20 protein-coding genes are annotated in these 23,983 nt (G+C 72.0%); 7 read left to right on the plus strand and 13 right to left on the minus strand.

The genetic code is table 11. The annotated features are described in order from the left end of the window. Positions 1-274: Na+/H+ antiporter NhaA (locus B9O00_RS04035; protein ID WP_200808396.1), on the minus strand; the 274-nt coding region annotated here is incomplete at its 3' end. A 115-nt stretch (positions 275-389) separates the two neighbouring features. Further along, positions 390-1,526 (minus strand): NAD(P)/FAD-dependent oxidoreductase, encoded by a 1,137-nt coding sequence (locus tag B9O00_RS04040; protein WP_085121163.1) that lies wholly within the window; start codon positions 1,524-1,526, stop codon positions 390-392. 167 nt (positions 1,527-1,693) lie between these two features. Here B9O00_RS04040 and B9O00_RS04045 point away from each other — a divergent pair, with 167 nt between their 5' ends. Then, the gene (locus B9O00_RS04045) at positions 1,694-3,100 is read left to right on the plus strand and encodes an FAD-binding oxidoreductase (RefSeq protein WP_085121164.1); all 1,407 of its coding nucleotides are present in this window, start codon (positions 1,694-1,696) and stop codon (positions 3,098-3,100) included. 58 nt (positions 3,101-3,158) lie between these two features. On the opposite strand, the gene B9O00_RS04050 is transcribed toward B9O00_RS04045, so the two are convergent. Both B9O00_RS04050 and B9O00_RS04055 read right to left on the minus strand, forming a co-directional pair. Next, positions 3,159-4,193, minus strand: a complete 1,035-nt coding sequence (locus B9O00_RS04050) for a cytochrome-c peroxidase (RefSeq protein WP_085121165.1) — start codon at positions 4,191-4,193, stop codon at positions 3,159-3,161. 186 nt (positions 4,194-4,379) lie between these two features. Beyond that, complete coding sequence (locus B9O00_RS04055; protein WP_085121166.1) at positions 4,380-6,182, minus strand: aminopeptidase P family protein; 1,803 nt, start codon at positions 6,180-6,182, stop codon at positions 4,380-4,382. A gap of 417 nt (positions 6,183-6,599) precedes the next feature. Here B9O00_RS04055 and B9O00_RS32980 point away from each other — a divergent pair, with 417 nt between their 5' ends. Beyond that, the gene (locus B9O00_RS32980; protein WP_159460096.1) at positions 6,600-7,214 is read left to right on the plus strand and encodes a YjiS-like domain-containing protein; all 615 of its coding nucleotides are present in this window, start codon (positions 6,600-6,602) and stop codon (positions 7,212-7,214) included. A gap of 87 nt (positions 7,215-7,301) precedes the next feature. Here the strand turns inward: B9O00_RS32980 and B9O00_RS04065 are convergent, their stop codons facing one another. Both B9O00_RS04065 and B9O00_RS04070 read right to left on the minus strand, forming a co-directional pair. Further along, positions 7,302-7,784, minus strand: a complete 483-nt coding sequence (locus B9O00_RS04065) for a PAS domain-containing protein (RefSeq protein WP_159460097.1) — start codon at positions 7,782-7,784, stop codon at positions 7,302-7,304. 148 nt (positions 7,785-7,932) lie between these two features. Beyond that, entirely contained in the window at positions 7,933-8,814 is an 882-nt protein-coding gene (locus tag B9O00_RS04070; RefSeq protein WP_085121169.1) for a 50S ribosomal protein L11 methyltransferase, read from the minus strand. A 209-nt stretch (positions 8,815-9,023) separates the two neighbouring features. Here B9O00_RS04070 and B9O00_RS04075 point away from each other — a divergent pair, with 209 nt between their 5' ends. Beyond that, a complete protein-coding gene (locus tag B9O00_RS04075; RefSeq protein ID WP_085121170.1) occupies positions 9,024-9,275 on the plus strand; it encodes a hypothetical protein in 252 nt (83 codons plus the stop codon). Positions 9,276-9,472: 197 nt separating this feature from the next. On the opposite strand, the gene B9O00_RS04080 is transcribed toward B9O00_RS04075, so the two are convergent. Together B9O00_RS04080 and B9O00_RS04085 are read right to left on the minus strand one after the other, a co-directional pair. Next, the gene (locus B9O00_RS04080) at positions 9,473-9,697 is read right to left on the minus strand and encodes a YMGG-like glycine zipper-containing protein (RefSeq protein WP_085121171.1); all 225 of its coding nucleotides are present in this window, start codon (positions 9,695-9,697) and stop codon (positions 9,473-9,475) included. 171 nt (positions 9,698-9,868) lie between these two features. Next, entirely contained in the window at positions 9,869-12,199 is a 2,331-nt protein-coding gene (locus tag B9O00_RS04085; protein WP_085121172.1) for an ATP-dependent helicase, read from the minus strand. Between the two features lie 154 nt (positions 12,200-12,353). Between B9O00_RS04085 and B9O00_RS04090 the strand changes: the two genes are divergently transcribed. Continuing rightward, positions 12,354-13,496: a succinylglutamate desuccinylase/aspartoacylase family protein gene (locus B9O00_RS04090; protein WP_085121173.1), complete on the plus strand. Its 1,143-nt coding sequence runs from the start codon at positions 12,354-12,356 to the stop codon at positions 13,494-13,496. A 28-nt stretch (positions 13,497-13,524) separates the two neighbouring features. Here B9O00_RS04090 and B9O00_RS04095 read toward each other — a convergent pair whose 3' ends face one another. Further along, positions 13,525-14,097, minus strand: coding sequence for a hypothetical protein (locus B9O00_RS04095; protein ID WP_085121174.1), 573 nt, complete (start codon positions 14,095-14,097; stop codon positions 13,525-13,527). A gap of 395 nt (positions 14,098-14,492) precedes the next feature. Here B9O00_RS04095 and B9O00_RS04100 point away from each other — a divergent pair, with 395 nt between their 5' ends. After that, positions 14,493-16,283: a chloride channel protein gene (locus B9O00_RS04100; protein WP_085121175.1), complete on the plus strand. Its 1,791-nt coding sequence runs from the start codon at positions 14,493-14,495 to the stop codon at positions 16,281-16,283. 162 nt (positions 16,284-16,445) lie between these two features. Next, the gene (locus B9O00_RS04105; protein WP_159460098.1) at positions 16,446-18,575 is read left to right on the plus strand and encodes a BTAD domain-containing putative transcriptional regulator; all 2,130 of its coding nucleotides are present in this window, start codon (positions 16,446-16,448) and stop codon (positions 18,573-18,575) included. Between the two features lie 16 nt (positions 18,576-18,591). Here the strand turns inward: B9O00_RS04105 and B9O00_RS04110 are convergent, their stop codons facing one another. The 3 genes from B9O00_RS04110 to B9O00_RS04120 form a co-directional block, all read right to left on the minus strand. Next, complete coding sequence (locus B9O00_RS04110) at positions 18,592-18,966, minus strand: hypothetical protein (RefSeq protein ID WP_085121177.1); 375 nt, start codon at positions 18,964-18,966, stop codon at positions 18,592-18,594. A 97-nt stretch (positions 18,967-19,063) separates the two neighbouring features. After that, positions 19,064-20,842 carry a peroxidase family protein gene (locus B9O00_RS04115; RefSeq protein ID WP_085121178.1) on the minus strand — a complete coding sequence of 593 codons (1,779 nt, stop codon included), beginning with the start codon at positions 20,840-20,842 and terminating at the stop codon, positions 19,064-19,066. 97 nt (positions 20,843-20,939) lie between these two features. After that, positions 20,940-22,769, minus strand: coding sequence for a chloride channel protein (locus B9O00_RS04120; RefSeq protein WP_218822847.1), 1,830 nt, complete (start codon positions 22,767-22,769; stop codon positions 20,940-20,942). Positions 22,770-22,914: 145 nt separating this feature from the next. Between B9O00_RS04120 and B9O00_RS04125 the strand changes: the two genes are divergently transcribed. Beyond that, positions 22,915-23,409, plus strand: coding sequence for a GNAT family N-acetyltransferase (locus B9O00_RS04125; RefSeq protein ID WP_085121179.1), 495 nt, complete (start codon positions 22,915-22,917; stop codon positions 23,407-23,409). Positions 23,410-23,412: 3 nt separating this feature from the next. On the opposite strand, the gene B9O00_RS04130 is transcribed toward B9O00_RS04125, so the two are convergent. Further along, a complete protein-coding gene (locus B9O00_RS04130) occupies positions 23,413-23,901 on the minus strand; it encodes a thioesterase family protein (RefSeq protein WP_085121180.1) in 489 nt (162 codons plus the stop codon). Between the last annotated feature and the right edge of the window lie 82 nt (positions 23,902-23,983).

The following is a 23,983-nucleotide window of genomic DNA, read 5'->3' on the forward strand; positions in this document are numbered from 1 at the left end:
GCTCGCCCTCGACCAGCTCGCGCTTGATCTCCAGCCCGACCAGCAGGAAGAAGATCGCCATCAGGCCGTCGTTGATCCAGAGCAGCAGCGGCTTGTGGATCTCCAGCGCGCCGATCTTGATGGCCACCGGGGTCGAGAGCAGGGAGTCGTAGAGCCAGGAAGCCGGCGAGTTCTGAATCGCCAGAGCCAGTATCGCCGCGCCGATCAGCAGGATGCCGCCCGATGCCTCGAGCTTCGTGAATTCGCGGATCGCCGATACCGCCCGCCTCACCATGCTCACTCTTCCCCCTCTGGTCTGGCCCGATGGCGCCTGTCATGTAGGAGACCGGCCGGTCGAGGCAAGCAAAAGCGGCCGGCGCGGGCCGCCGGCCGCCCGTTTCCGTTCCTTGTCAGGCTGCGGCCGAGGCGCCCTCCGCGAGGCGCTCCAGCACGAGGCCGGCGAGCGCCAGCGAGGCGGTCAGGCCGGGGCTCTCGATACCGTAGAGATTGACCAGCCCGGGCACGCCGTGGCTCGCCGATCCCTGGACCAGGAAGTCGGCGGCCGGCTCGCCGGGGGCCTGCAGCTTCGGGCGCATGCCGGCATAGCCGGGCAGCAGGGCGCCGTCGGGCAGCTCCGGCCAGTAGCGCCGCACGGCGTCGTAGAAGGCCTCGGCGCGGCGCGGGTCGACGTCGTAGTCGTCGGGGCTGTCGACCCACTCGACGTCGGGGCCGAAGCGCGCCTGGCCGCCCAGGTCGACGGTGACGTGCACGCCGAGGCCGGCCTTCTCCGGCATCGGATAGATCAGCCGGCCGAAGGGCGAGCGCCCGGCCAGGGTGTAGTAGTTGCCCTTGGCGTACCAGGTCCGGGGGATCGTCGCCGCCGGCAGGCCGCTGAGGCTGGCGGCGACCGCGCTGGCGCCCAGGCCGGCCGAGTTGACCACCGTGCGGGCCTCCAGCTCCATCGGCGCGGCGCCGCCGACCTCGAGGCGGATGCCCGCCGCGCCGCCGAGCACCGCGCCGCCGAGGACCGGCGCGTCGAAGGCCAGCATCGCGCCGGCCGCCTCGGCGTCGCCCTGGTAGGCGAGCATCAGGCCGTGGCTGTCGAGGATTCCGGTCGAGGGCGAGAACAGCGCGCCGACGCAGCGCACCGCGGGCTCCAGCACCGCGGCCTCCCGCGGCGTCATGTAGGTCAGGTCGTCGACGCCGTTGGCCGCGGCCTTCTCGCTGAGCTCCTTGAGCCCGGGCAGCTGGCTCTCGTCGGTCGCGACGATCAGCTTGCCGCAGCGCCGGTGCTCGACGCCGTGGCTGGCGCAGTAGGCGTAGAGCGCCCGCTTGCCCGAGACGCAGGCCCGCGCCTTCAGGCTGCCGGCCGGATAGTAGATGCCGGCGTGGATGACCTCGGAGTTGCGCGAGGAGGTGCCGGTGCCGATCGCGCCGGCGGCCTCCAGCACGATCACCTCGCGGCCGCTCAGCGCCAGGGCGCGCGCGCAGGCGAGGCCGACCACGCCGGCGCCGATCACCACGGCATCGATCTGCTCAACGCTCATGGCCTTCTAGCTAGCCGAAGCCGCCCGGGTCGGCAAAGGGCCTTTGCGCGGGCCCGCCCGCCGGCCTTTGCGCTGGCGCAGGCCCGGCCCATCTCTGCTAGTGTCGCGCAAGGACGACCGTCCCCGGCGCATCGCTGCCGGGGCCCCGCTACAGAGGAAACGCCGCCATGAGCGCGCAGCCCGCCGCCACTTCGCCCGCCCCCGCCACGCCGCAGGCGCTGATCGACAGCCTGAAGGACCTGCTCGGCGAGCGGCTCTCGACCTCGGCCGCCGTCCGCGAGCAGCACGGCAAGGACCTGACCTTCCACCAGGGCTTCCCGCCCGACGCCGTCGCCTTCGCGCGCTCGACCGAGGAGGTCCAGGCGATCGTCCAGCTCTGCGCCAGCCACAAGACGCCGATCGTGCCCTTCGGCACCGGCACCTCGCTGGAGGGCCACATCGCGGCGCTGAAGGGCGGCGTCTGCATCGACCTCTCGCAGATGAACGCGGTGCTCGAGGTCAACAGCAACGACCTCGACTGCCGGGTCCAGGCCGGCGTCACCCGCAAGCAGCTCAACGAGTACCTGCGCGACACCGGGCTGTTCTTCCCGATCGATCCCGGTGCCGACGCCTCGCTGGGCGGCATGACCGCGACCCGGGCCAGCGGCACCAACGCCGTGCGCTACGGCACGATGCGCGAGAACGTGCTCGGCCTGACCGTGGTCACCGCCGACGGCCGGGTCATCAAGACCGGCGGCCGGGCGCGCAAGTCGGCGGCCGGCTACGACCTGACCCGCCTGTTCGTCGGCTCCGAGGGCACGCTCGGCGTGATCACCGAGATCCAGCTGAAGCTCTACGGCATCCCCGAGGCGATCTCCGCCGCGGTCTGCTCCTTCGACACGCTGGAGGGCGCGGTCAACACCGTGATCCTGACCATCCAGTCGGGCATCCCGGTCGCGCGCATCGAGCTGCTCGACGAGGTCCAGATGGGCGCCGTCAACCGTTATGCGAAGCTCGACTATCCGGACAAGCCGACGCTGTTCTTCGAGTTCCACGGCTCCAAGGCCGGCGTCGAGGAGCAGTCGGAGTCGGTCGCGGCGATCGCGTCGGAATACGGCGGCTCCAACTTCGCCTGGACGACCCAGCAGGAGGAGCGCAGCAGGCTCTGGCAGGCGCGCCACGACGCCTTCTGGGCCTGCAAGGGCCTGAAGCCCGGCGCCGAGGGCTGGGCGACCGACGTCTGCGTGCCGATCTCGCGGCTCGCCGAGTGCATCCTGGAGACCAAGAAGGACATCGCGGCCTCGAACCTGCTGGCGCCGATCGTCGGCCACGTCGGCGACGGCAACTTCCACCTGACCTACCTGATCGACCCGAAGGACCCCGACGAGCTGAAGCGCGCCGGCGCGCACAACGACCGCATGGTGATGCGCGCCATCGCCATGGGCGGCACCTGCACCGGCGAGCACGGCATCGGCTACGGCAAGATCCCCTTCCTGCAGGCCGAGCACGGCGAGGCGGTCAGCCTGATGCGCACCATCAAGCAGGCCCTCGACCCCGACAACATCATGAACCCGGGCAAGGTGCTGCCGGCGTAGAATGGGGCGGCCCGGTGGCCGCCCCTTCCACGTCCGGCCTTCGCCGCCGGCCCCGCCCTCAGGGCTGGGGCCTGGGGGTCGAGGCGACGCTGGGCGGCAGCACCGGGAAGGGAATCTCCGGCTGCCGGCCGGTCAGCGAGTTCAGGAACGCCGTCACCTGATCGATCTCGCCGGGGGTCAGCTGCTCGCCGAGCTGGGCCGTCCCCATGATCGCGACCGCCTGCTTCAGGTCCCAGGCGTGCCCGCTGTGGAAGTAGGGTGCGGTCAGCGCGATGTTGCGCAGGGTCGGGACCTTGAAGACGTAGTCGTCCTCGACCGTCTTGGTGACCTGCAGGCGGCCATGGTCGTCCGGCGGCAGGAACTCCCAGCCCGGCTTCTCGACGACGCCGAAGGGGGCGTACATGCCGCCGCCGACGTTGATGCCGTTGTGGCAGCTGGCGCAGCCCTTCTCGATGAACACGGCCAGACCCTGCCTCTGCTGCTCGTCGAGTGCCCCGTCGTCGCCGGTGAGCCAGCGGTCGAAGGGGGCGTCCGGCGTGATGAGCGTCGCCTCGAAGACGGCGATCGCGCCCTCGATGTTGCCGTAGGTCACCGGGTCGGCCGCGTCCGGGTAGGCCGCCTTGAAGGCCTCGAGGTAGCCCGGGATGCCCTTCAGCTGGTTGACCGCGTGCTCCTTGGTGATGCCCATCTCGATCGGGTTGGCGATCGGGCCGCCGGCCTGTTCCTTGAGGTCGGCGGCGCGGCCGTCCCAGAACTGGGCGGTGTTGAAGACGGCATTGAACACGGTCGGCGCGTTGCGGCCGCCGCGCTGCCAGTTGTGGCCGATCGAGTTCGGCCGGCCGTCGGCGCCGGCCAGGCCGACCAGATGGCAGGAATTGCAGCTGATGTTGTGGGCTTCGGAGAGCCGCGGCTCGAAGTAGAGCATGCGGCCGAGCTTGAGCTTCTCGGCACTGGCCGGATTGCCCGGCAGGACCGGGGGCGATGCCGGGATCGGCTGGAAGAGATCCTTCGCCTGGTCCCGCAGGCTGTCGGCCGCGTCGGCCGGAACGACCCCGGCGAGGGTCAGGAAGAACGAGAATGCCAACAAGCGCATGACTGGGGTCTCCCGTTCGGTTGCTGCTCGTGACCCGCCGTTCCCGACGGCACCAGGCCGTCGTCTCGACAGGCGCTGGCCGCCGATCCGGCGGGGCTGCAGGATACCCGTCTTATGCTTACGTCAACCTGACATGATGCTCGCATCGGATGCGGCAATAGACCGCATTCCCGACGCTGCCGCTGCCTATCCGATCAGCGGCGCCGTCGCCTGCTCCAGCCAGGCCCGCGCGGCGCCGTCGAGCAAGGGCGACAGGCTCTCGCGCACCCGGGCGTGGTAGGCGTCCAGCCAGGCCGTCTCCTCCGCCGACAAGAGCGCCGGCTCGACGGCGTGGCGGTCGATCGGGGCCAGGGTCAGGGTCTCGAAGGCGAGCATCGGCTTCTCGTCGCCCGGCCGGGCGTCCTCGACCACCGCGACCAGGTTCTCGATGCGGATGCCGTAGGCGCCTTCCTTGTAGTAGCCCGGCTCGTTCGAGACGATCATCCCGGGCCTGAGGGCGACCGAGTTCGGCACCTTGGAGATGCGCTGCGGGCCTTCGTGGACGCCGAGGTAGCTGCCGACGCCGTGGCCGGTGCCGTGGTCGAAGTCGAGGCCGGCCTGCCAGAGGTGCATGCGCGCCAGGGCGTCGAGCTGGCTGCCCGTGGTGCCGGCCGGGAAGCGCTGGCGGGCCAGCGCGATGTGGCCCTTGAGCACCCCGGTGAAGCGCCGGCGCATCTCGTCGGAGACGCTGCCGATCGCGATCGTGCGCGTGACGTCGGTGGTGCCGTCCAGGTACTGCGCGCCGGAATCGACCAGCAGGAACTCGCCGGGCCGGATCGTCCGGTTGGTCGCCGGGATCGCCCGATAGTGGATCACCGCGCCGTTCGGGCCGCTGCCGGCGATGGTGCTGAAGGACAGGCTGCGGTAGCGCTCGCCCGCCGCGCGCAGGCCGGCCAGGTGCCCGATCGCGCCCAGCTCGTCGAGCCCGCCTGACGGCGCGGTCTCCTCCAGCCAGTGCAGGAAGCGGCTGAGCGCCGCGCCGTCGCGCCGATGGGCGGCGCGGGTGCCGTCGAGCTCGACCGGGTTCTTGCAGGCCTTCGGCAGCAGGCAGGGGTCGTCGCCCTCGACGATCTCGCTGCCGCCCTCGGCCAGGCGGTCGAAGATCCAGGCGCCGGCGCTGCCCGGATCGGCCAGCACGCGGACCTTGCCGAGCGACTCCAGCGCCTCGCACAGCTCGTCGGGGCGGCGCAGGATCACGCCGTTGCCGAGCTGCGCCTGCAGCTCGGGGCCGGCGACCTTCTCGGGCGCGACGAACCACTCGACGCGGGCGTCGTCGCGCAGGATCGCGAAGGACAGGGCCAGCGGCGTCTGGGTGACGTCGCCGCCGCGCACGTTGAGCAGCCAGGCGATCGAGTCCGGCTGGGTCAGCACGGCCGCGGCCAGCTTCTCGGCCTTCAGGCGGTCGGCCAGCTCGGCGCGCTTCTCGGCAGAGGGGCGGCCGGCGAACGCCAGGGGGTGCGGCACGACCGGCGCCGCCGGCTCGGCCGGACGGTCGTCCCAGACGGCGTCGACCGGGTTCGTCTCGACCGCGACGGCCTCGCCGCCGGCACGCCGCGCCTCGGCCTGCAGGCGGCGTGCCTGGCTCTGGCTGTGCAGGCGCGGGTCGTAGCCCAGGCGCTTGCCGGCCAGGTGCTCGGCCAGCCAGGCCGAGAGCGGCTGCTCGGTGACGTGGCGCGGCTCGAAGAGGCGGGTGTCGACCTGCTGGCGCGCCTGCAGGGTGTAGCGGCCGTCGACGAAGATCGCCGCGCGGTCGGCCAGCACCGCGGCGCTGCCGGCCGAGCCGGTGAAGCCAGTCAGCCAGGTCAGGCGCTCGGCCGAGGGCGCGAGCTCCTCGCTCTGGTGCTCGTCGGCGTGGGGCACGAGGAAGCCGTCGAGGCCGCGGCCGGCGAGCTCGCGGCGCAGCGCGGCCAGGCGCGTGGCGGAGAGGGAGTGCTGGGAGTCGGGGCTCATGCACGAAAAGCTATGCGGCCCCGCCCCGGCCTGCAAGCGGCGCCGGCGGCGGGAGCCGTCCAACGGTCCGGTGGGCCGGAGGCCGCCCGAACGGCCGGGGCAAGATTCCGCTGCGCGGCGGAGCCGGCCGGTCGCGTCGCGATGCCGTTGCCGGCAGGGCGCGAAACAATCTTTCCGGGAGCCTCGGAAACCGCCTTCGGGCGGGGGGCCGGCAGGTCTCTCCAGACTGCCCCAGTAGAGCCCGCGGGCCGTTGATTTCCCCTTAATGCGAGGCATGCCGGCCCCGCATTGCTGCAGTGCAAAATGCCCGCTAACGCGCGGCCCGCCTCGGTTCTATCTCCTTGAGTGAACGCTCGCTCCTATTTCCTGATGGAAGCGAGGACGACCGGAACGAGACCCCACGGAAGGATCGGAAAGATGACCCGTCTCATCGACCTCGAGAGCCAGCGCCGCATCGATGCGGCCCTGTCGCTCGACAACATCGACCGGCTGATCATGCGCGCCCGGCGCGAGCAGTCGAAGCACATGGCCCTGCTGACCCGCAAGGCCGCCGCCGCCGTCGCCAACGCGACCGGCCTCGCGGCGCTGGCCGACGCCATGCGCCGCCACACCGTCTACCGCCGGACGGTCGACGAGCTCAGCCAGCTCGACGACGCCGTGCTGGCCGACATCGGCTTGACCCGCTCGGAGATCCGCCGCCGCGCCCTGGAGTGCTCGAAGGAGTGCGTCCCGGCGCGCGAGACCTGGCTGAGCCGCCTGGGCGCCTGGTACGGCCGCGTCCGCGACGAGCACCGCACGGTGCGCGAGCTGTCGGCCCTGGACGAGCGCATGCTGCGTGACATCGGCATCGAGCCGGGCAGCATCCGCGGCGCCGCCGAGGGCATGACCAGCCCGAGCCATCCGATGGTCGTCGAGGCCGTCACGGCACTGCGCGAGGCCGCGGTGATCCTCTTCGCGCCCTTCAAGCAGTCGCGCGAGCTGCCGGCCGGCCAGGTCCAGGCCGAGCCCACGACCGAAAAGCGGGCCGCCTGACGCGTGAGCGCGGGAACCGAATTGCCAGCCCTGTCCTGACGGGACGAGTCGACCGCGGCTCGTCCCGACTTTTCTTTGATTGCATTTCTAGGAACTACGGCCGACCCGGCGCAGATCCGGCAGGTCGTAGACCGTGGCCCCCAGGATCACGTCGATCAGCCTGCCGTCCGCCGACAGCGGCAGCAGCAGCCGCTCGTAGCCGATGTGGCTGCGGTCCAGCCATTCCAGCCGGCCGCGCCGCAGCAGCGGCCGCCCGGTCGCGACCACGCTCGCGTAGTCCGGCCTCAGCGCCGCCGTGTAGTCCTGGTCGTCGAGCTCCGACAGCCGCGAGCCGGTCAGGTCGCGGCCGTAGACGCGGGCCATCTCCGAGCCGAAGAGCCGGAAGCGGAAATCGAGCTCCGGTTCGCGGATCACGTCGATCAGGAAGACCTGGCCGAGCAGCCAGACGAAGTCGGCCGGATCGATGTCGGCCCGACGCGGCAGGCCGGATCCGCCGCGTTCCGCCCAATAGAGCGCGAAGCGCCTGAGCACGGGCGAGGCGATACTTTCCAGGAATTCCGCATCGAGCACGACGACCTGCCCTGACGACGTCCTTGCGCCAGCACAACCCGCCTTGCCCGACGACTGCGGCAAGGAAGGATCTTCCCCGAAGGGGAGGACTCAACTATGTGGTGCGGAGACGCCCCAAGGCAAGCGTGTCACGTGCTCGGCAAGGCCGTCAGCGCGCCGACGGCTTCTGCAGCAGCAGCACCGACCATTCGTTGAAGTGGCGCCGCGCCACCAGCTGGAGGCCGACCGCCCGGTGGCGGGCGAGCACGCGCCGCTCCTGCCGGATCAGCAGGCCCGACAGCACGACCAGGCCACCGGGCGCGAGATGCCGGGCGGTGTCCAGCGCCAGGCGGCAGAGCGGCCCGGCCAGGATGTTGGCGACGATCAGGTCGTAGGGCGCGGCCGCGCGCAGCCGCGGATGGGCATAGCCGGTCGCGCCCAGCGTCTCGATCCAGGGCGCGCCGTTGGCGCGGACGTTCCCGGCCGCGACCTCGACGGCCGAGGGGTCGATGTCGGCCGCCAGCACCTGTGCGGCCGGCCACAGCTTGGCGATCGCCAGGGCCAGGACCGCCGAGCCGCAGCCGAGGTCCAGCGCCCGGCCGACCCGGACGCGCCTGGCCAGTTCGCAGAGCGCGACCAAGCAGCCGTAGGTCGTCTCGTGACGGCCGGTGCCGAAGGCGAGGTTGGCGTCGATCAGCAGCGGGATGCTGCCGCCGGGCGGCGGCTCGGTGACGTGGCTGCCGTGCACCCAGAACCGGCCGGCGCGGATCGGCTGCAGCTCGGCCTGGCTCTCGGCGACCCAGTCGATCTCCGGCAGCAGGCCGAGCTCGAAGTCCGGCGCCGCGACGCCGGCGGCCAGCGACGCCGCGACGAGCCGTGCCGTGACCCAGGCCCGGTCCGGCTCGTCGCCGAAGTACCAGGTCATGCGCACCCGGCCGTCGGCATCGGGCAGGTCGGTGGCCAGCGCGCCCTCGAGGGCGGCGAGCGCGGACTCGAGGATCTCGGCGGCGGCGGCGGGAGCCTTCAGGCTCAGTCGGTAGATCGCGGACATGGCGCCTGCCTCTGGACGAGGCCGGTGCCGCGGTCAAGGTGCTTCGCGTCACGGACCCGCGGTCCGGGGCGTCCAGGCAGGGACGACTGCTACCGACCCTGGCAGTGTTTCCGGGGGCGTGCTACCTTCGTCTGCAGCGTGGCGCTGCCGGCTTTCCGGCGACGGCGAACGGCCCGAGGGCCCATGTCGCCGTTCTTGGGAGTATCGCGATGAGCAACGGCCAGAGCGACCCGCTCACCGGCTACGACGCCAACGTCTGCGTCCTGGGCGACCAGGCCTTCAACATCGGCCAGAAGGTCAGCTACCAGGGGCGCATCCTCTACTGCGCGCCGCCGGGCGCCTGGATCGACTACGGGCCGTCCAACCCGACGCCGCTTCTCGACCGGGACAATCCCGGCGCTTCGTCCGGCGGTGGCAGCGGCGGAACCGGTGGAAGCAGCGGCAGCGGCGGCACGAGCTGAGCCGACGGCCACGGCACGACCCGCGCCGACGGCAGGCGAGCCGAAGCCCAGGCCGAAGCCCAGGCCGAAGCCCAGGCCGAAGCCCAGGCCGAAGCCCAGGCCGAAGCCCAGGCCGAAGCTATGCCGGCGGCTGGGCGACTGGCTGCGCCGGCTGGCGAGCGAGCCGCCCTGAGCGGCCCCCGCCAGCCGGTCGCCGCCTACTTCTTCAGCTTGTCGGAGAGATAGCCGGCGCCGGCGCCGACCGCGCCGCCGAGCGCGGCGCCGCAGGCGACGCAGCCGCCAGTGATGACGGTCCCGGCGGCGCCGACAGCCGCGCCGATCGCGCCGCCCGAGAGGGTGCGCTGCTCGGTGCTGTTCATGCCCGAGCAGCCGGCCAGGCCGAGGGCGGCAACCAGTGCCACGGCGAGAGTCACGCTGCGCATCTCAATACCTCCTTCGTCCCCCACAAGCGGTCCGCACCAGGAAGCGCGGAGCGCCGAAAAGGTTTCACCGGCTAATGAAATAGGGGCGATCTGGGGCCGCCGCGGGGTGGCCGCGGGGCCGAATTGTGGCATCCGGTTACCGCGGCGCCGCGGCTGGCCCGGCGCGGCGCCTCAGCCGGCCCGCTCGGCGGGCACCAGGAAGGCGGCCATGACCTTCTTGGCGTCGCTGTGGTCGAAGGCGACGGTCAGGCGGTCGCCCTCGACCTCGGTGATCGCGCCGTAGCCGAACTTCTTGTGGAACACCCGCTCGCCGCGGGCGAAGCCGTGGCTCTGCTTCGGCAGGCTCTCGACCGTGCGTGCCTTGAGGTCGAGCGTCGGGGCGCCGCGGCCGGCGGTGCCGGCCTCGCGCGCCTTCTGGGCGCGCAGCATGCCCGGCGACCAGCGGGTCTCGCCCCAGTCGCGGAAGCCGCCGCCGAAGGCCGAGCCGCCCCAGGTCGCGGCGGCCGCGCCGTAGAGCCCCTGGTCGCTCTCCTGCTCGACGTGGGCGGCCGGCAGCTCGTCGACGAAGCGCGAAGGGATCGCCGCGGCCCAGGAGCCGTGCAGCCGGCGGTTGGCGGCGAAGGAGACGATCGCGCGCAGCCTCGCCCGGGTCAGGCCGACGTAGGCGAGCCGCCGCTCCTCCTCCAGGCCGCGCAGGCCGGTCTCGTCGAGCGCGCGCTGGTTGGGGAACAGCCCCTCCTCCCAGCCGGGCAGGAAGACCGTGTCGAACTCCAGGCCCTTGGCGGCGTGCAGGGTCATCACGGTGACCTGGTCGGCGCCGCTGTCCTGCAGGCTCTCCATGACCAGGCTGACGTGCTCCAGGAAGCCGGCCAGGCTGTCGAACTCGGCAAGCGCGTCGATCAGCTCCTTGAGGTTCTCCAGGCGGCCCGGCGCCTCGATCGACTTGTCCTGCTGCCACATCGCCGTGTAGCCGGACTCGTCGAGCACGATCTCGGCCAGCTCGGGATGCGGAACCGCCGTCGCCTGGGCCTGCCAGCGCTCGAAGCCGGCGACCAGCTCGGCCAGCGCCCGGCGCGCCTGGGGCCTGAGCTCCTCGGTGCCGACCGCGAGGCGCGCCGCCTGGAACAGCGAGACGCCCTGGGCCCGGCGCAGGTGCTGCAGGGTCTGCAGGGCGGCGTCGCCGAGGCCGCGCTTCGGCACGTTGAAGATGCGCTCGAAGGCGAGGTCGTCGTCGGGCTGGGCGATCAGGCGCAGGTAGGCCAGGGCGTCGCGGATCTCGCGCCGCTCGTAGAAGCGCGGGCCGCCGACCACCCGGTAGGGCAGGCCGATCGAGACGAAGCGCTCCTCGAACTCGCGGGTCATCGCGCCGGTGCGCACCAGGATCGCGATCTCGGAGAGCGCATGGCCCTTGCGCTGCAGCGCCTCGATCTCCTCGCCGACGAAGCGCGCCTCGGCCTCGCCGTCCCAGAGGCCGCGCACGCGGACCTTCTCGCCCTGCTCGCCCTCGGTCCAGAGCGTCTTGCCGAGCCGGCTCTCGTTGTTGGCGATCAGGCCGGAGGCGGCGCCGAGGATGTGCGGCGTCGAGCGGTAGTTGCGCTCCAGCCGGACCACCGTGGCGCCCGGGAAGTCCTGCTCGAAGCGCAGGATGTTGCCGACCTCGGCGCCGCGCCAGCCGTAGATCGACTGGTCGTCGTCGCCGACGCAGCAGAGGTTGCGGTGGCCGGCGGCGAGCAGGCGCAGCCAGAGGTACTGGGCGACGTTGGTGTCCTGGTACTCGTCGACCAGGATGTAGCGGAACTGCTGCTGGTAGCGCTTCAGCACCGCCTCGCTGGACTGGAAGACGGTCAGGCAGTGCAGCAGCAGGTCGCCGAAGTCGCAGGCGTTGAGCTCCCTGAGGCGCGCCTGATAGGCGGCGTAGAGCCTGAGCATCTTGCCGCCCGCGAGGTCGCCGGCGTCGGCCGCCGAGACCCTGTCGGGAACCAGGCCGCGGTCCTTCCAGCGCTCGACGACGCTGAGCAGCAGGCGGGCCGGCCAGGTCTTGTCGTCGATGCCCTCGGCGGCGACCAGCTGCTTCATCAGGCGCAGCTGGTCGTCGGGATCGAGGATCGTGAAGTTGCGCTTCAGGCCGACCGCCTCGGCCTCGCGGCGCAGGATGCGCGCGGCCAGGGCATGGAAGGTGCCCATCCACCAGCCCTCGACCGAGGCGATGCCGAGCAGCGCGGCGACCCGGTCCTTCATCTCCCGCGCCGCCTTGTTGGTGAAGGTGACGGCGAGGATCTGGTGCGGCGCCGCCTTGCCGGTCCACAGCAGCTGGGCCAGGCGCGCGGTCAGCGCCCGGGTCTTGCCGGTGCCGGCGCCGGCCAGCATCAGCACCGGCCCGTCCAGGGCCTGCACCGCCTGGCGCTGCGGCTCGTTGAGGCCGGCGAACCAGGGCGGCACGCGGTCGGTCCCGGAAGGCGCGGCAGGGGCCTGGGAAGCGGGGGCGCGGTCTGAGGAGGACATGACGCCACTATATAGCGTCGGCCCCGCTGAGTCGGCAGGGGGCAACCGGCCGCTTCGGCACCTCCGAACCGCCGGCTCTGGATTTTTCCGGCCGGCCCGGCCAAAGATCGCGGCCTCTCCCGCCGCGTCCCCTCCAGAACCGGAGTTCCCCGCCATGCCCCGCCAGATCGAGCGCATCCTCCTGTCACGGCCGGCCCCCGGCACCGAGCGGGTGCTGCGCGTCTACCGCTGGGGCGATCCCGAGGCGCGGCCCAAGGCCTACATCCAGGCCTCGCTGCACGCCGACGAGACGCCGGGCCTGCTGGTCGCGCACCACCTGACGCGGCTGCTCGACGCGGCCGACGCCGAGGGCCGGATCCGCGGCCAGGTCGTGCTGGTGCCCTACGCCAACCCGATCGGCCTGGCCCAGTTCGTCAACGGCCAGCAGCTCGGCCGCTACGAGCTGAACGGCGGCGGCAACTTCAACCGCAACTGGCCCGACCTCGCGGCGCTGGTCGAGGACGAGCTGGAGGGCCGGCTGACCGGCGACGCCGAGGCTAACGTGGCGCTGATCCGCGGCGTCCTGAAGGCGGCCCTGGAGCGGCAGCCGGAGCCGAACAAGGAGCTCGACCGCCTGCGCCTCGCCCTGGCGCGCCGGGCCTGCGACGCCGACCTGGTGCTCGACCTGCACTGCGACGACGACTCGCTGTTCCACCTCTTCGCGATCCCGCAGCACTGGCCGGCCCTGGAAGACCTCGCCCGCGAGCTCGGGACCCGTGCGGTGCTGCTCGCCGAGGACTCCGGCGGCGGCTCGTTCGACGAGGCCCTGTCGGGGCCCTGGCTGCGCCTCGCCCGGCGCTTCCCGGACGCGCCGATCCCGCCGGCCTGCCAGTCCGCCACGGTCGAGCTGCGCGGCGCCGCCGACGTGCGCGACGAGCTGGCCGCCGCCGACGCGGCGGCACTGCTGCGCCTGCTGGTGCGGCGCGGCTACCTCGAGGGCGCGGTCGGCGAGCTGCCGGACGCGCTCTGCGAGGCGACCGACCTGGATGCCACCGACACGATCAAGGCGCCGGCCGCCGGCGTGCTGAGCTACCGGATCGAGCTGGGCGAGCGGGTCGGCAAGGGCGAAGTCGTCGCCGACCTGATCGACCCGGCCGCCGAGGACCCGCTGGCCGGCCGCAGCACCATCGTCTCCGGCACCGACGGCTTCCTGCTGTCGCGCCGCAGCCGCAAGTTCGTCACCGCCGGCGAGTCGGTCGCCAAGGTCGTCGGCAGCGAGCCGCTGCCGCACCGCAGGGGCTACCTGCTGGAGGATTGACGGCCGTCATCCGATCCGACGATCTGGCCTAGAGGCAGCGCCAGGCCGGCTGCGGGGCGGTCCGGCCGGGCAGCAGGACCTCGATCCGCTGGTCGCCGGCCGGCTGCGCGGGCACCGAGATGCGCAGCAGGCCGCCGTCGGCCAGGCGCACCAGGACCGCACCGTGCTCGATCCGGTAGTGGGCGCCGGCCCGGTCGTGGCGCCGGCCGAACCAGCGCACCCGGCCGTCCTCGATGACCAGCCCGGACAGGCAGTGCGACCCGGGATCGCCGCCGGTCTCCTCGTCCTCGGCCGAGGGCTCGGGCAGGGCCCAGGCGCCGATCAGGAAGTCGGGCGCCGTCTCGCGCCACCGGTCGAAGTGGCGCAGCCGCGCCAGCGCGTCGAGATAAGCCGCCATGCCGTGCCGGCTGCGCTCCAGCGCGAGGAAGCGCGCCGGCGCGGCCTGGCTGAGGCGGGCCAGGCGCGCCTCCTCGTGCAGCTCCATCAGGTCGGCGACCGGCAGGTAGAGCAGCAGCAGGGCCAGGGCGGCGGCGGCGAGCCGGAGCGGGGCCGGCAGTCGCCGGAGGCCGGCCAGGGCGCGATGCAGGAGCTTTGCCGTCATGCTGCGGCAAGTGTCGCCTGCCGCCGCGCCAGGTCAACCGCCGCCTGCGCGGGGCGCTCGACCCTTTCGTGGCGCGCCGTTCTGCCATGCGGCGACCGCGGGCGGTTCGAATGCCGCACTGCAAGGCGGACCATGGACTTGTCGCCTGTCAAGCGGTAGTTTCCGCGCCGCGGTGCGGGATTTTCGCGCTTTCACCGCGGTTTATTCGATGAGGCTGCCGGCGCTTCGGCGCCCAGTCCTCCTCGCCCTTCCGGGACGTCTCCAGGGACCCGCGCGGCCGGCCGTCTACGACGGCGCGCAAGCCGGGCCGGCCCCGAGCTTTGGCGGCGCCCCCGGGGCGCGCAGGGCCGGGCCGCGCCGCCGTCTCCGGGGTCGGACTCAGAGCAGAAAGAGCCATGGAAAAGATCGAGGAAGAGCGCAACGTCAGTCTGTGGGTCATGGGCGGGATGGCGCTGCTGGTCGGCATCGTCACCGGCTATGGAGCGGTCTTCTTCCGGCTGCTCATCTCGGTGATCCACAACCTGTTCTTCTTCGGCCAGTTCTCCTTCGCGGCGGCCGGCGAGCACTTTACGCCGGAGAGCGCCTGGGGCCCGCTGGTCATCCTGGTGCCGGTGGTCGGCGGCATGGGCGTGGTCTTCCTGGTCAAGACCTTCGCGCCGGAGGCCAAGGGCCACGGCGTGCCGGAGGTCATGGACGCGATCTACTACAAGGAGGGGCGCATCCGGCCGGTCGTCGCGGTCGTCAAGTCCTTCGCCTCGGCGCTCTCGATCGGCAGCGGCGCCGCGGTCGGCCGCGAGGGGCCGATCATCCAGATCGGCTCGTCCTTCGGCTCGACCCTCGGCCAGCTCACCAAGATCGCCGCCTGGCAGCGCATCACCCTGGTCGCCGCCGGTGCCGGCGCCGGCATCGCCGCGACCTTCAACACGCCGCTCGGCGCCGTGCTCTTCGCGGTCGAGCTGATGCTTCCCGAGGTCAGCACCCGGACCTTCCTGCCGGTGGTCATCGCGACCGGCACCGCGACCTACATCGGCCGCGTCGCCTTCGGCCTCTCGCCGGCCTTCCACATGCCGATGCTGCAGGTCACCGACCTGCACCCGGTGCAGGTCTCGACACTGCTCGGCTTCGTGCTGCTCGGCGTGCTCTGCGGCGTCGCCTCCTGGGCCTTCGTGCGCCTGCTGACGATCATGGAGTTCTACTTCGAGCGGCCCTTCTGGCACCGCCATCCCTACTTCACCCACGCCGTCGGCATGACCCTGCTGGGCTGCATGATGTACGGCCTGTTCGAGTTCTTCGGGCACTACTACGTCGACGGCGTCGGCTACGGCACGATCCAGGCGATCCTGCGCGGCGACATGACCGGCGTCTGGCTGCTCGGCCTGCTGTTCGTCGCCAAGCTGGTCGCCACCACCCTGTCGCTCGGCACCGGCTCGTCGGGCGGCGTGTTCTCGCCCTCGCTGTTCATGGGCGCGACGCTGGGCGGCGCGGTCGGCGCGCTCATCCTGCCGCTGATCCCGGGCGCGGACTTCTCGGTCGGCGACTTCGCGGTGGTCGGCATGGCCTCGATGGTCGGCGGCTCGACCGGCGCGGCGATGACCGGCATCACGATGATTTTCGAGATGACCCGCGACTACAACATCATCGTCCCGATGATCATCGCGGTGGCCCTGGCGGTCGGCGTGCGGCGCTGGCTGTCGCCGGAGAACATCTACACGATCAAGCTGGCCTGGCGCGGCCACTTCATCCCGAAGGACCGCCACGGCAACATGTTCCTGGTCCGTCACGCCAACGAGGTCATGACCTCGGCGCTGACCGTCCTGCCGTCCGAGCTGTCGCTCCACGAGGCGCTGCAGCGCATGCGCGCGACGCCGACCCCCGACGGCAAGCCGCTGACCCACATCATCGTCGAGGATCGGGGCCGGGTGCGCGGCATCGTGCCGGTGGTCGGCCCGCTGACCGCTCTCGAGGAGGTGCGCGGCACCGGCACCCTGGGCGACCTCGCCGATCGCTCCTTCGTGCTGACCCGCCCGGAGGAGTCGATGTTCGACCTGTTCAAGCGCCTCAACCGCCGCAACGCCGAGCGCGCCCTGGTCACCAAGGCGACCGGCGTGCCCAAGCCCGAGGACATCATCGGCGTGATCTCCAAGCGCCTGATCGCCGACTCGGTGCTGGCCAACTTCAAGGGATAGGGGGCGGCGCGGCGCCTCGAGACGGCGGGCGGCGGGCAAGACCCCTCACGGCGGGGGACACCTCTCACGACAGTGTTCCAGCCGGACGTCATACCGCTTGTTGATTGTCATACCTTCGCAAGCTTAGTCTCGGCGAGCGGCAAGACCAGCGCCGGGGGAAGGGTGACACAGGGCTCGGCCATCGAGGGTGCGCCAGCGCGGGGGAACGCGACTCCCGCCCCGGGCTCCGACGGCCGGCTCAAGGTCGAGGCGCTGGGCGGACTCGCCTTCGCCTTCCTCGAGCGGCCGATCGACCTGCCGAGCCGCAAGGCGCGGGCGCTGCTCGGCTATCTCGCCTCGACGCGGGGCGGCCGGGCCAGCCGGGAGCATCTGGTCGGCCTGCTGTGGAGCGAGTCGTCCGAGGAGAAGGCCCGGGCCTCGCTGCGCCAGGCCATCCGCCTGCTGCGCCAGACCTTCCAGGAGATCGGCTTCGAGGGCTTCGAGGCCGGCCGCAGCGAGATCTCGCTGCGGCCGGAGGCGGTCAGGCTCGACGTCGCCGAGGTGACCGACGCCGTCGAGCGCGGCGTCGTGCACCAGGCGCTGTTCGGGCGGGAGCGGATCGCCGACTCGCTGATCGCCGGCTACGAGGATCTCGATCCGGCGCTGCGCAGCTGGCTGGTCGTGCAGCGCGAGATGCTCGGGCAGAAGCTGGCGCGCGGTCTCGAGCTGCAGCTCGCCGACGCGGCGCAGGCCGAACCCGGAGCCGGCAAGGGCGCGGCCGAGGCGCTGCTGCTGCTCGATCCCACCCACGAGGGCGCCTGCCGCCACCTGATGCTGGCGCGCGCCCGGACCGGCGACGTCGCCTCGGCCCTTGCCCTCTACAACAAGCTCTACGAGCTGCTCGACCGGGAGTACGACGTCGAGCCCTCGGAGCCGACCCAGGAGCTGGTCGTCGCGATCAAGCTCGGCGAGGTCCAGGCCGCCGAGACGCCGCGCGCGGCCGGCGGCGAGGCCCGGGGCGAGCAGGGCGGCGTGGCGCGCCCGCCGGCCGCGGACGCCTCGCCCCGGCTGACGCTGCTGGTCGGCCACTTCGATCTCGACGGCGTCGGGGACGAGCAGAAGTACCTCTGCCTCGGCTTCCGCTCCGAGCTGATCTCGACCCTGACGCGCTTCCGCTTCTGGTCGATCGTCGACCTGTCCAACTCGGCGCTGCAGTTCAACCCGCAGTCCTTCCCGGAGCCGACCTACCTGATCCACGGCCAGCTCTACCGCGACGCGGCCAGCGTCTACCTGGTGATGGAGCTGAAGGAGCCGGCGTCGGGGCTGGTGGTCTGGAGCGAGCGCTTCGTGCTGATGCTCGACAACTACTTCTCGGCGCAGCAGAAGGTCGTCCGCAAGATCGCCTTCTCGCTCAATGTCCACATCTCGCAGGAGCGGCTGCAGCGGGTCGCCGGCCAGCCGGACATCTCGCTGGACGTCTACGACCGCTGGCTGCGCGGCCATGCCTTCGTGCTGAAGTGGGCGCCGGACCTGCGCTGGCGGGCGGTCGACATCTTCAAGTCGATCATCGAGGACTGCCCGCAGTTCGCCATGGCCTACAGCAGCCTGGTCGGCGTGCTCAACAGCAACCACTTCATCTTCCCGGGCATGAGCCGGAGCAGCGAGGTCGAGCGCGAGGCCCTGTCGCTGGCGAAGAAGGCGGTCGAGATCGACCCGCTGGATTCGCGCTCGCAGCTGCACCTGGCCTGGTCGCAGGCGATGAACGGCGAGCATTCGATCGCCGAGCTCGGCTTCAAGCTGGCCTGCGAGCTCAACGAGTACGACTCCTGGACCACCGCCTCGGCGGCCGGTGGCCTCGCCTTCTGCGGGCGCCCGGAGATCGCGGGTCCGCTGTCCGAGAAGGCGATCGAGCTGGCGGTCGCGCCGGTGCCGATGGTCTGGGCCTACGTCGGCTGCGTCCGCTACATCTGCGGCGACTATGCCGGCTGCGTGCAGGCCGCGACGCAATCCGAGGACGAGGTGCTGGTGATGGCCGGCTGGAAGGTCGCCGCCCTGCGCCGGCTCGGGCGTCCTGACGAGGCGCGCAGCCACGTCGGCCAGCTGTTCCGGCGCATCGTTGCCGGCTGGCGCGGCGAGGCCGAGCCGTCGGTCGAGACCATGATCGCCTGGCTGGTCGGCTGCTTCCCGATCCGCGACCAGTCGATCCTCGACGACCTGAGGGCGCAACTGCGCGCCGCCTGCTCCGAGCCCTATCCGCTCGACGACGACGACGCGCTGTCGCTGGTCGGTCAGGTGCGCACCGGCGCCAAGTGACCCGCGCGCCAGGGGCTCAGGTGCACAGCGAGCAGGTGTAGTCGCCGACGCGGAACTCGAAGAAGGCGAGGTCGTCCGGGAAGTCGCCCCTGACCCGCTTCGCGTAGTTCGGGTCCAGGTGGTACTCCTGGTTCGGGTCGGCGATGCGGTTGCGCGTGTCCTGCAGCATGTCCGCCGGCGGGATCTTGATGGTCCAGACCTCCTTGGTGGTCTTGATGAAGTTCAGCTTCGTGATGTAGCTCGGCAGCGGGAACGCGATGATGCCCTCCAGCTGCTGGGCGGCCTCGTCCAGGGTCTGCGGGATCGGCATGCGCCCGTCCGACCACTCCATGACGCGACGCCCGAAGGCCTGGCGGTCAAGGATGTTGATGCGCTCGATGAACTCGGTCATGGGGTTCTCCCCTTGCTTGGCTGCTTCGACCCTGCCGTTCTCGGCCGCCGCAGGGATTCGGAACTGAGGTGGGGCGGCCGCGCCGGACGGGCTCGGATCAGAAGGGCGGCTCGCCGCGTCGCGCGCGATCGCCGGCGATGAAGGCGATCAGCTCGGGCAGGGTGCCCGGCACGGCCCCGGCGAAGACGCTGTCGGCCGCCGCCGCCACCTCGGGGTCGCCCTCGACGACCGGCTGCATGACCCTGAGCGCCGAGAGCATGACGCCGGCGACGATGGTCGAGCCGAGGATGCCGAGCCGCTCGCCGCACTTGTCCATGGCGGCCTCGAAGAGCGTGAAGAAGTAGAGCGGCGGGTTCTCGGCGATCGCCTCGGCCTCGCCGCGCTCGAAGCCGTGGAACGGCGTCGCCAGCAGCCACTCCTTGATCGCGCGCTTGCGGATCTTCGGGAAGCCGAGCAGGTCCGAGCGGGCCTTGTCGCTCGGCGGCAGCCGGGCGATCAGCGAGTCGACGGTGCGCATGCCGCAGCCGACGCTGCGCATCAGGTCGCGGTGCATGACGCCGTGGCCGGTCCGGGTGTCGCCGACCACCAGGGTGGTGTCGCCGGCCATCGCGCCGCCGCCGAACTGGGGATTGATGCGCCGGCCGAGGTTCGGCTTCACCGCCGGATCGATCTCGAAGAAGTGCTTCCAGTCGACCAGCCAGTCGGTGCCGAGCGGCAGCAGGCTGGGGCTGCGCGCCGAGCTGCGCTCGAGCAGCTGGTAGATCGTGCCCGGCCGGCGCTGGATCCCGTTGACCACGTAGTTCGGCCGGACCAGCCGGTGGGCGAAGCGGTAGACCGCGTGGGAGAACTCGACCGGGATGCGCTGCTCGTCGGGCGAGACCGAGAAGAGCGGATGGTGGTGACGGCCCCTCGAGAGATCGCTCAGGGCCGTCTCCAGCCCGCTGTAGACGCCGGTGTCGAGCAGCCGCTTCAGCAGGTCCTGGACGACGATCCGCCGGAACACGTAGGCGACGATCTTGCGCGTCCGGATGAAGTGCTCGTAGTGCTCCAGGTTGCTGCTGCGCGTCGTCAGCGGGCCGGCCGTGGCGTCGAGCACGATGTTGTGGAACTCGTGGAACAGCGCGGTCATCTGCGACAGGATCAGGCTGTCGTCGTTGCGCGAATCGGCGAGCAGCGTATCGGTCAGGCCGGGGCGCGCGACCTCCTCGACGAAGGGGCAGCTGGCCCGCGGGATGTCGCGCGCGGGAAAGCCCGGCTCGAGCGGCCGCTCGCCCCACTTGGCCTTGTCGGGGCCGGTTTCCGCCTTGCCGACCCGGCCCAGGCGCAGGCGCTTGCGGACGTAGCTCCAGCTGTCCGGGGGCGCGGCGAAGGGCGCCGGCGTGACCAGCGGGCCGGCGCCGTAGATCGTCTCCAGGAACAGGCGCTGGGTGCGGAAGTTGCGCGCCGCGCGCACCTCCTGCTGGTCGGAGTGGGCGATCGGCGCGACGTGGGCGACCAGGTCGTGCGCAACCAGCTGGGCGAAGTAGGTGTAGCCGGCCGGCAGGTTCGGGTTGTCCTCGGCCTTGTAGCCGCAGTGCTGGTCCTCGTAGTCCTGGCGCGAGCCGAGCGTCATGCGCCGGAACAGACGGTCGAGCGTGCCGACGGATTCGTCCGGCGCGGCCGCCTCGGGGGCCTCGTCGGCCGTGTCGGGCTCCTCGCCGAGCCGCACGACCTTGCGGTCGGTCGGATAGCCGTCGAACAGCTCGTCGTCTGCCGCCGGGCCGAAGGCGTTGCTGCGGCCGAGGTGGTGTCCGAGCCGGTGCGCCAGGGCATCGCCCCTGTCCTGCGCGCGCGCCTTCGGCTCCGTGAGCTGCGGGCCGCTGAATGGGCAGTGCATCGGATCCTCCCCCCTTGCCGATCGAACCCAGGCTCGATCCTCGGCGGCCGAGCGTGAATCCAGCGTGATTCGCGAGGCGCTGAAAGCGCGCCCCCGGTTAGCCCGCCTCCTCCGACTGGCTCTGCAGCAGCAGGCGGTGGTAGGCGGCCATGATCTCGTGCTCGTGGGCGAGGCCGAGCAGGCGGCGGCTGTCGCGGTCCTCGACGACCGGCAGGTGGGCCTCGCCGGTCTGGCGGAAGCTGCGGATCGCCGCCTCCAGGTCGTCGTCGGCGGCCAGCAGCGGCGGGTTGCCGCGGGCGATCGCCAGCGCCGTCAGCTCGCCGTGGTCCTGGCCGTCGAAGGCGACGGCGGCGAGCTCTCCGTAGGTGATCAGGCCCTTCAGCACGCCGGCGCCGTCGACCACCGCCAGCTCGCCGTGGCGGGCCCGGGCGAAGGCCTCGCGCACCGCCGAGAGCGGCGACTCCGGCTCGATCCGCGGGATCTCGGTATCGGTCAGGCTGCGCACCTGGGTGTCGCGCAGCAGGCCGACGTCGCGGCCGCCCTGGATGTGGACGCCGCGGCGGGCGAGCTGCCAGGTGAAGAAGGAATGGCCGTGCATCTCCTGGACCAGCAGGCTGGCGATCGCCGTCGCGATCATCAGCGCGATGGTCAGGGCGTAGTCGCCGGTCATCTCGAAGACGATCAGGATCGTCGAGATCGGCGCGCCCAGAACGGCGCCGGTGACCGCGCCCATGCCGACGATGGTGTAGGCGCCCTGGCTGGAGGCGAGCTCGGGAAAGACGCTGCCGGCGACGATTCCGAAAACGCCGCCGAGCATCGCGCCGAGGAACAGCGAGGGCGAGAAGACCCCGCCGCCGAAGCCCGAGCCGAGCGTGATGCCGGTCGCCGCGGTCTTGGCGACGACCAGGGCCAGCATCAGGACCAGGCCGTAGCGCTCCTGCAGGGCGGCGTCGGTCGCCTCGTAGCCGACCCCCAGGACGTGCGGGAAGGCGAGGGCGATCAGGCCGAGCAGCAGGCCGCCGATCGCCGGCCAGGACCAGCGCGGCAGCCGGCTGCGCTGGAAGCACCAGTGCGAGAAGATGATCGCGTGCATGAACAGCAGGGCGGCGACCGCCGCCGTGACGCCGAGCAGCGCGAAGGCCGGAAACTCCCAGATCGAGACGTCCATGTGCGCGGCCGGCAGGATGAAGGCCGGGAAGTTGCCGTAGTGCATGCGGCTGACCAGCGTGCCCATGACGCCGGCGATGACGATCGGCGCGAAGGTCGCCAGGGCGTAGTGACCGACCACGACCTCCAGGGCGAAGAAGACGCCGGCGATCGGTGCGTTGAACGAGGCCGCGACCCCGGCCGCGACGCCGCAGCCGAGCAGCAGCCGCGTCTGGCGCCGCCCGAGGTGCAGGCGCCGCGCCAGGTGCGCGCCGATCGTCGCGCAGAGGTGGACGACCGGGCCCTCGCGTCCGGCCGAGCCGCCGATCCCCAGCGAAGCGGCCGAGACCGCGGCGACCTTGAGCCCGGCGGTCAGCGACATGCGGCCGCCCTTCAGCGCCGCCGCCTCGATGACCTCGGCGACCGCCTGCGGCCGGCCGGCCGGCAGCAGGCGCTGCACCAGCACCCCGACGATCAGGCCGCCCAGGGTCGTGATCAGCAGCAGGTGCCACCAGGCCAGGCTGGCCGCGGGGCTGGCCAGCTTCTCGCCGCCGACGCCGTAGCCGAGCCACTGCACGGCCTCGATCAGGTAGCGGAAGCCGATCGCCGCGAGGCCGGCGAGCAGGCCGATGACCACCGGGGCGACGCCGACGATCAGCTGCTCGGCGCTGGCGAGGCGGCGCAGGCCCTCGGCCAGGTGCCGGCGCGTCGGCAGGGGCGGGGCGCCCGCCGGGTCGGGGGGCCGGGACCTGTCTTTGCCGCTCTCCTCGGTCATCGCCATCGGCCGCGGCTCCGGGGACCGATGCCCCGGGCCGGACCGCCTCTCTCGACTGCCGCTCCGCTGCGCGGCAGTCTAGATTGCGGTGCCCGCCCGCGTCGTCACAAGGCGCGAGGCTCGGAAAGAGGACAGGGAGAGGGAGGCCCGGATGCCGGGAGTGACCATCCGACCGGCCGTCGAGGCCGACTGCGCGACGCTGCTGTCGCTGATCCGCGAGCTCGCGGTCTTCGAGGGGCTGCTCGACCACCTGGTCGTCGACGAGGCCAGGCTGCGCCGCGACGGCTTCGGGCCGACGCCACGCTTCTCCTGCCTGCTCGCCGAGGCGGACGGCGAGGCGCTCGGCCTCGCGCTCTACTTCCCGACCTACAGCACCTTCGCCGGCGAGGGCGCGCTCTACGTCGAGGACCTGATCGTGCGCGAGGCGGCGCGCGGCCGCGGCGTCGGACGGGCGCTGCTCGCGGCCTGCGCCGCCGAGGCCGAGCGCCAGGGCTGCGCCCGGGTCATGCTGGCGGTGCTCGACTGGAACCGGCCGGCGCGCCAGCTCTACGAGAGCCTCGGCTTCCGCGAGCTCTCGGCCTGGCGGCCCTACGGCCTTGCCGGCGAGGCCTTCCGCGCGCTCGCCCGCGAAGGGCGCGGCGACTGAGCCTTACCGCTTCGGCGCCGGCATGGCGATGCTCTTGCCGACCGCGGCGGGCCGCGGCAGGGCGGCATGCGCGCGCCCGATGGCGTCCAGCGCCGCGTAGATCTCGTCCGGCATCTCGGCGACCCGGCGCGTGTTGAGGTCGACGAAGAGGCTCATCCACTCGACCGTCGCGGCCAGGAAATCCTCCTCGGCGTGGCGCATGGTCATGAAGGTGTGCAGGCGCTTGCGGTCGTAGCCGATGACCTGGAGCGTCAGCGCGATCGGCGCGTCGAGCTTCAGCTCGGCGTGGTAGCTGACGTGGGCCTCGCCGGTGAAGATCGTGCCGCCGGTGCGCTCGCGGAACGCCTGGTCGACGCCGATCCGGTCCATGAAGACGTCGTAGCCGCGATCGAAGGCGAAGAGGTAGAAGGCGACGTTCATGTGGCCGTTGTAGTCGATCCAGCCGGGCTCGACCTTCAGGCGCTTCACTTCCAACGGCCCCTGGCTCGACATCGTGGGCGGCTCCTCTCGCTGCTGGTCCTTGGTCGGGCGGCGGAGCCTAGCCAATTGGCCGGACCGGCGAAAGCAGGCTAGC

The organism is Tistlia consotensis USBA 355 (assembly GCF_900177295.1).
Lineage (GTDB): Bacteria > Pseudomonadota > Alphaproteobacteria > Kiloniellales > DSM-21159 > Tistlia > Tistlia consotensis.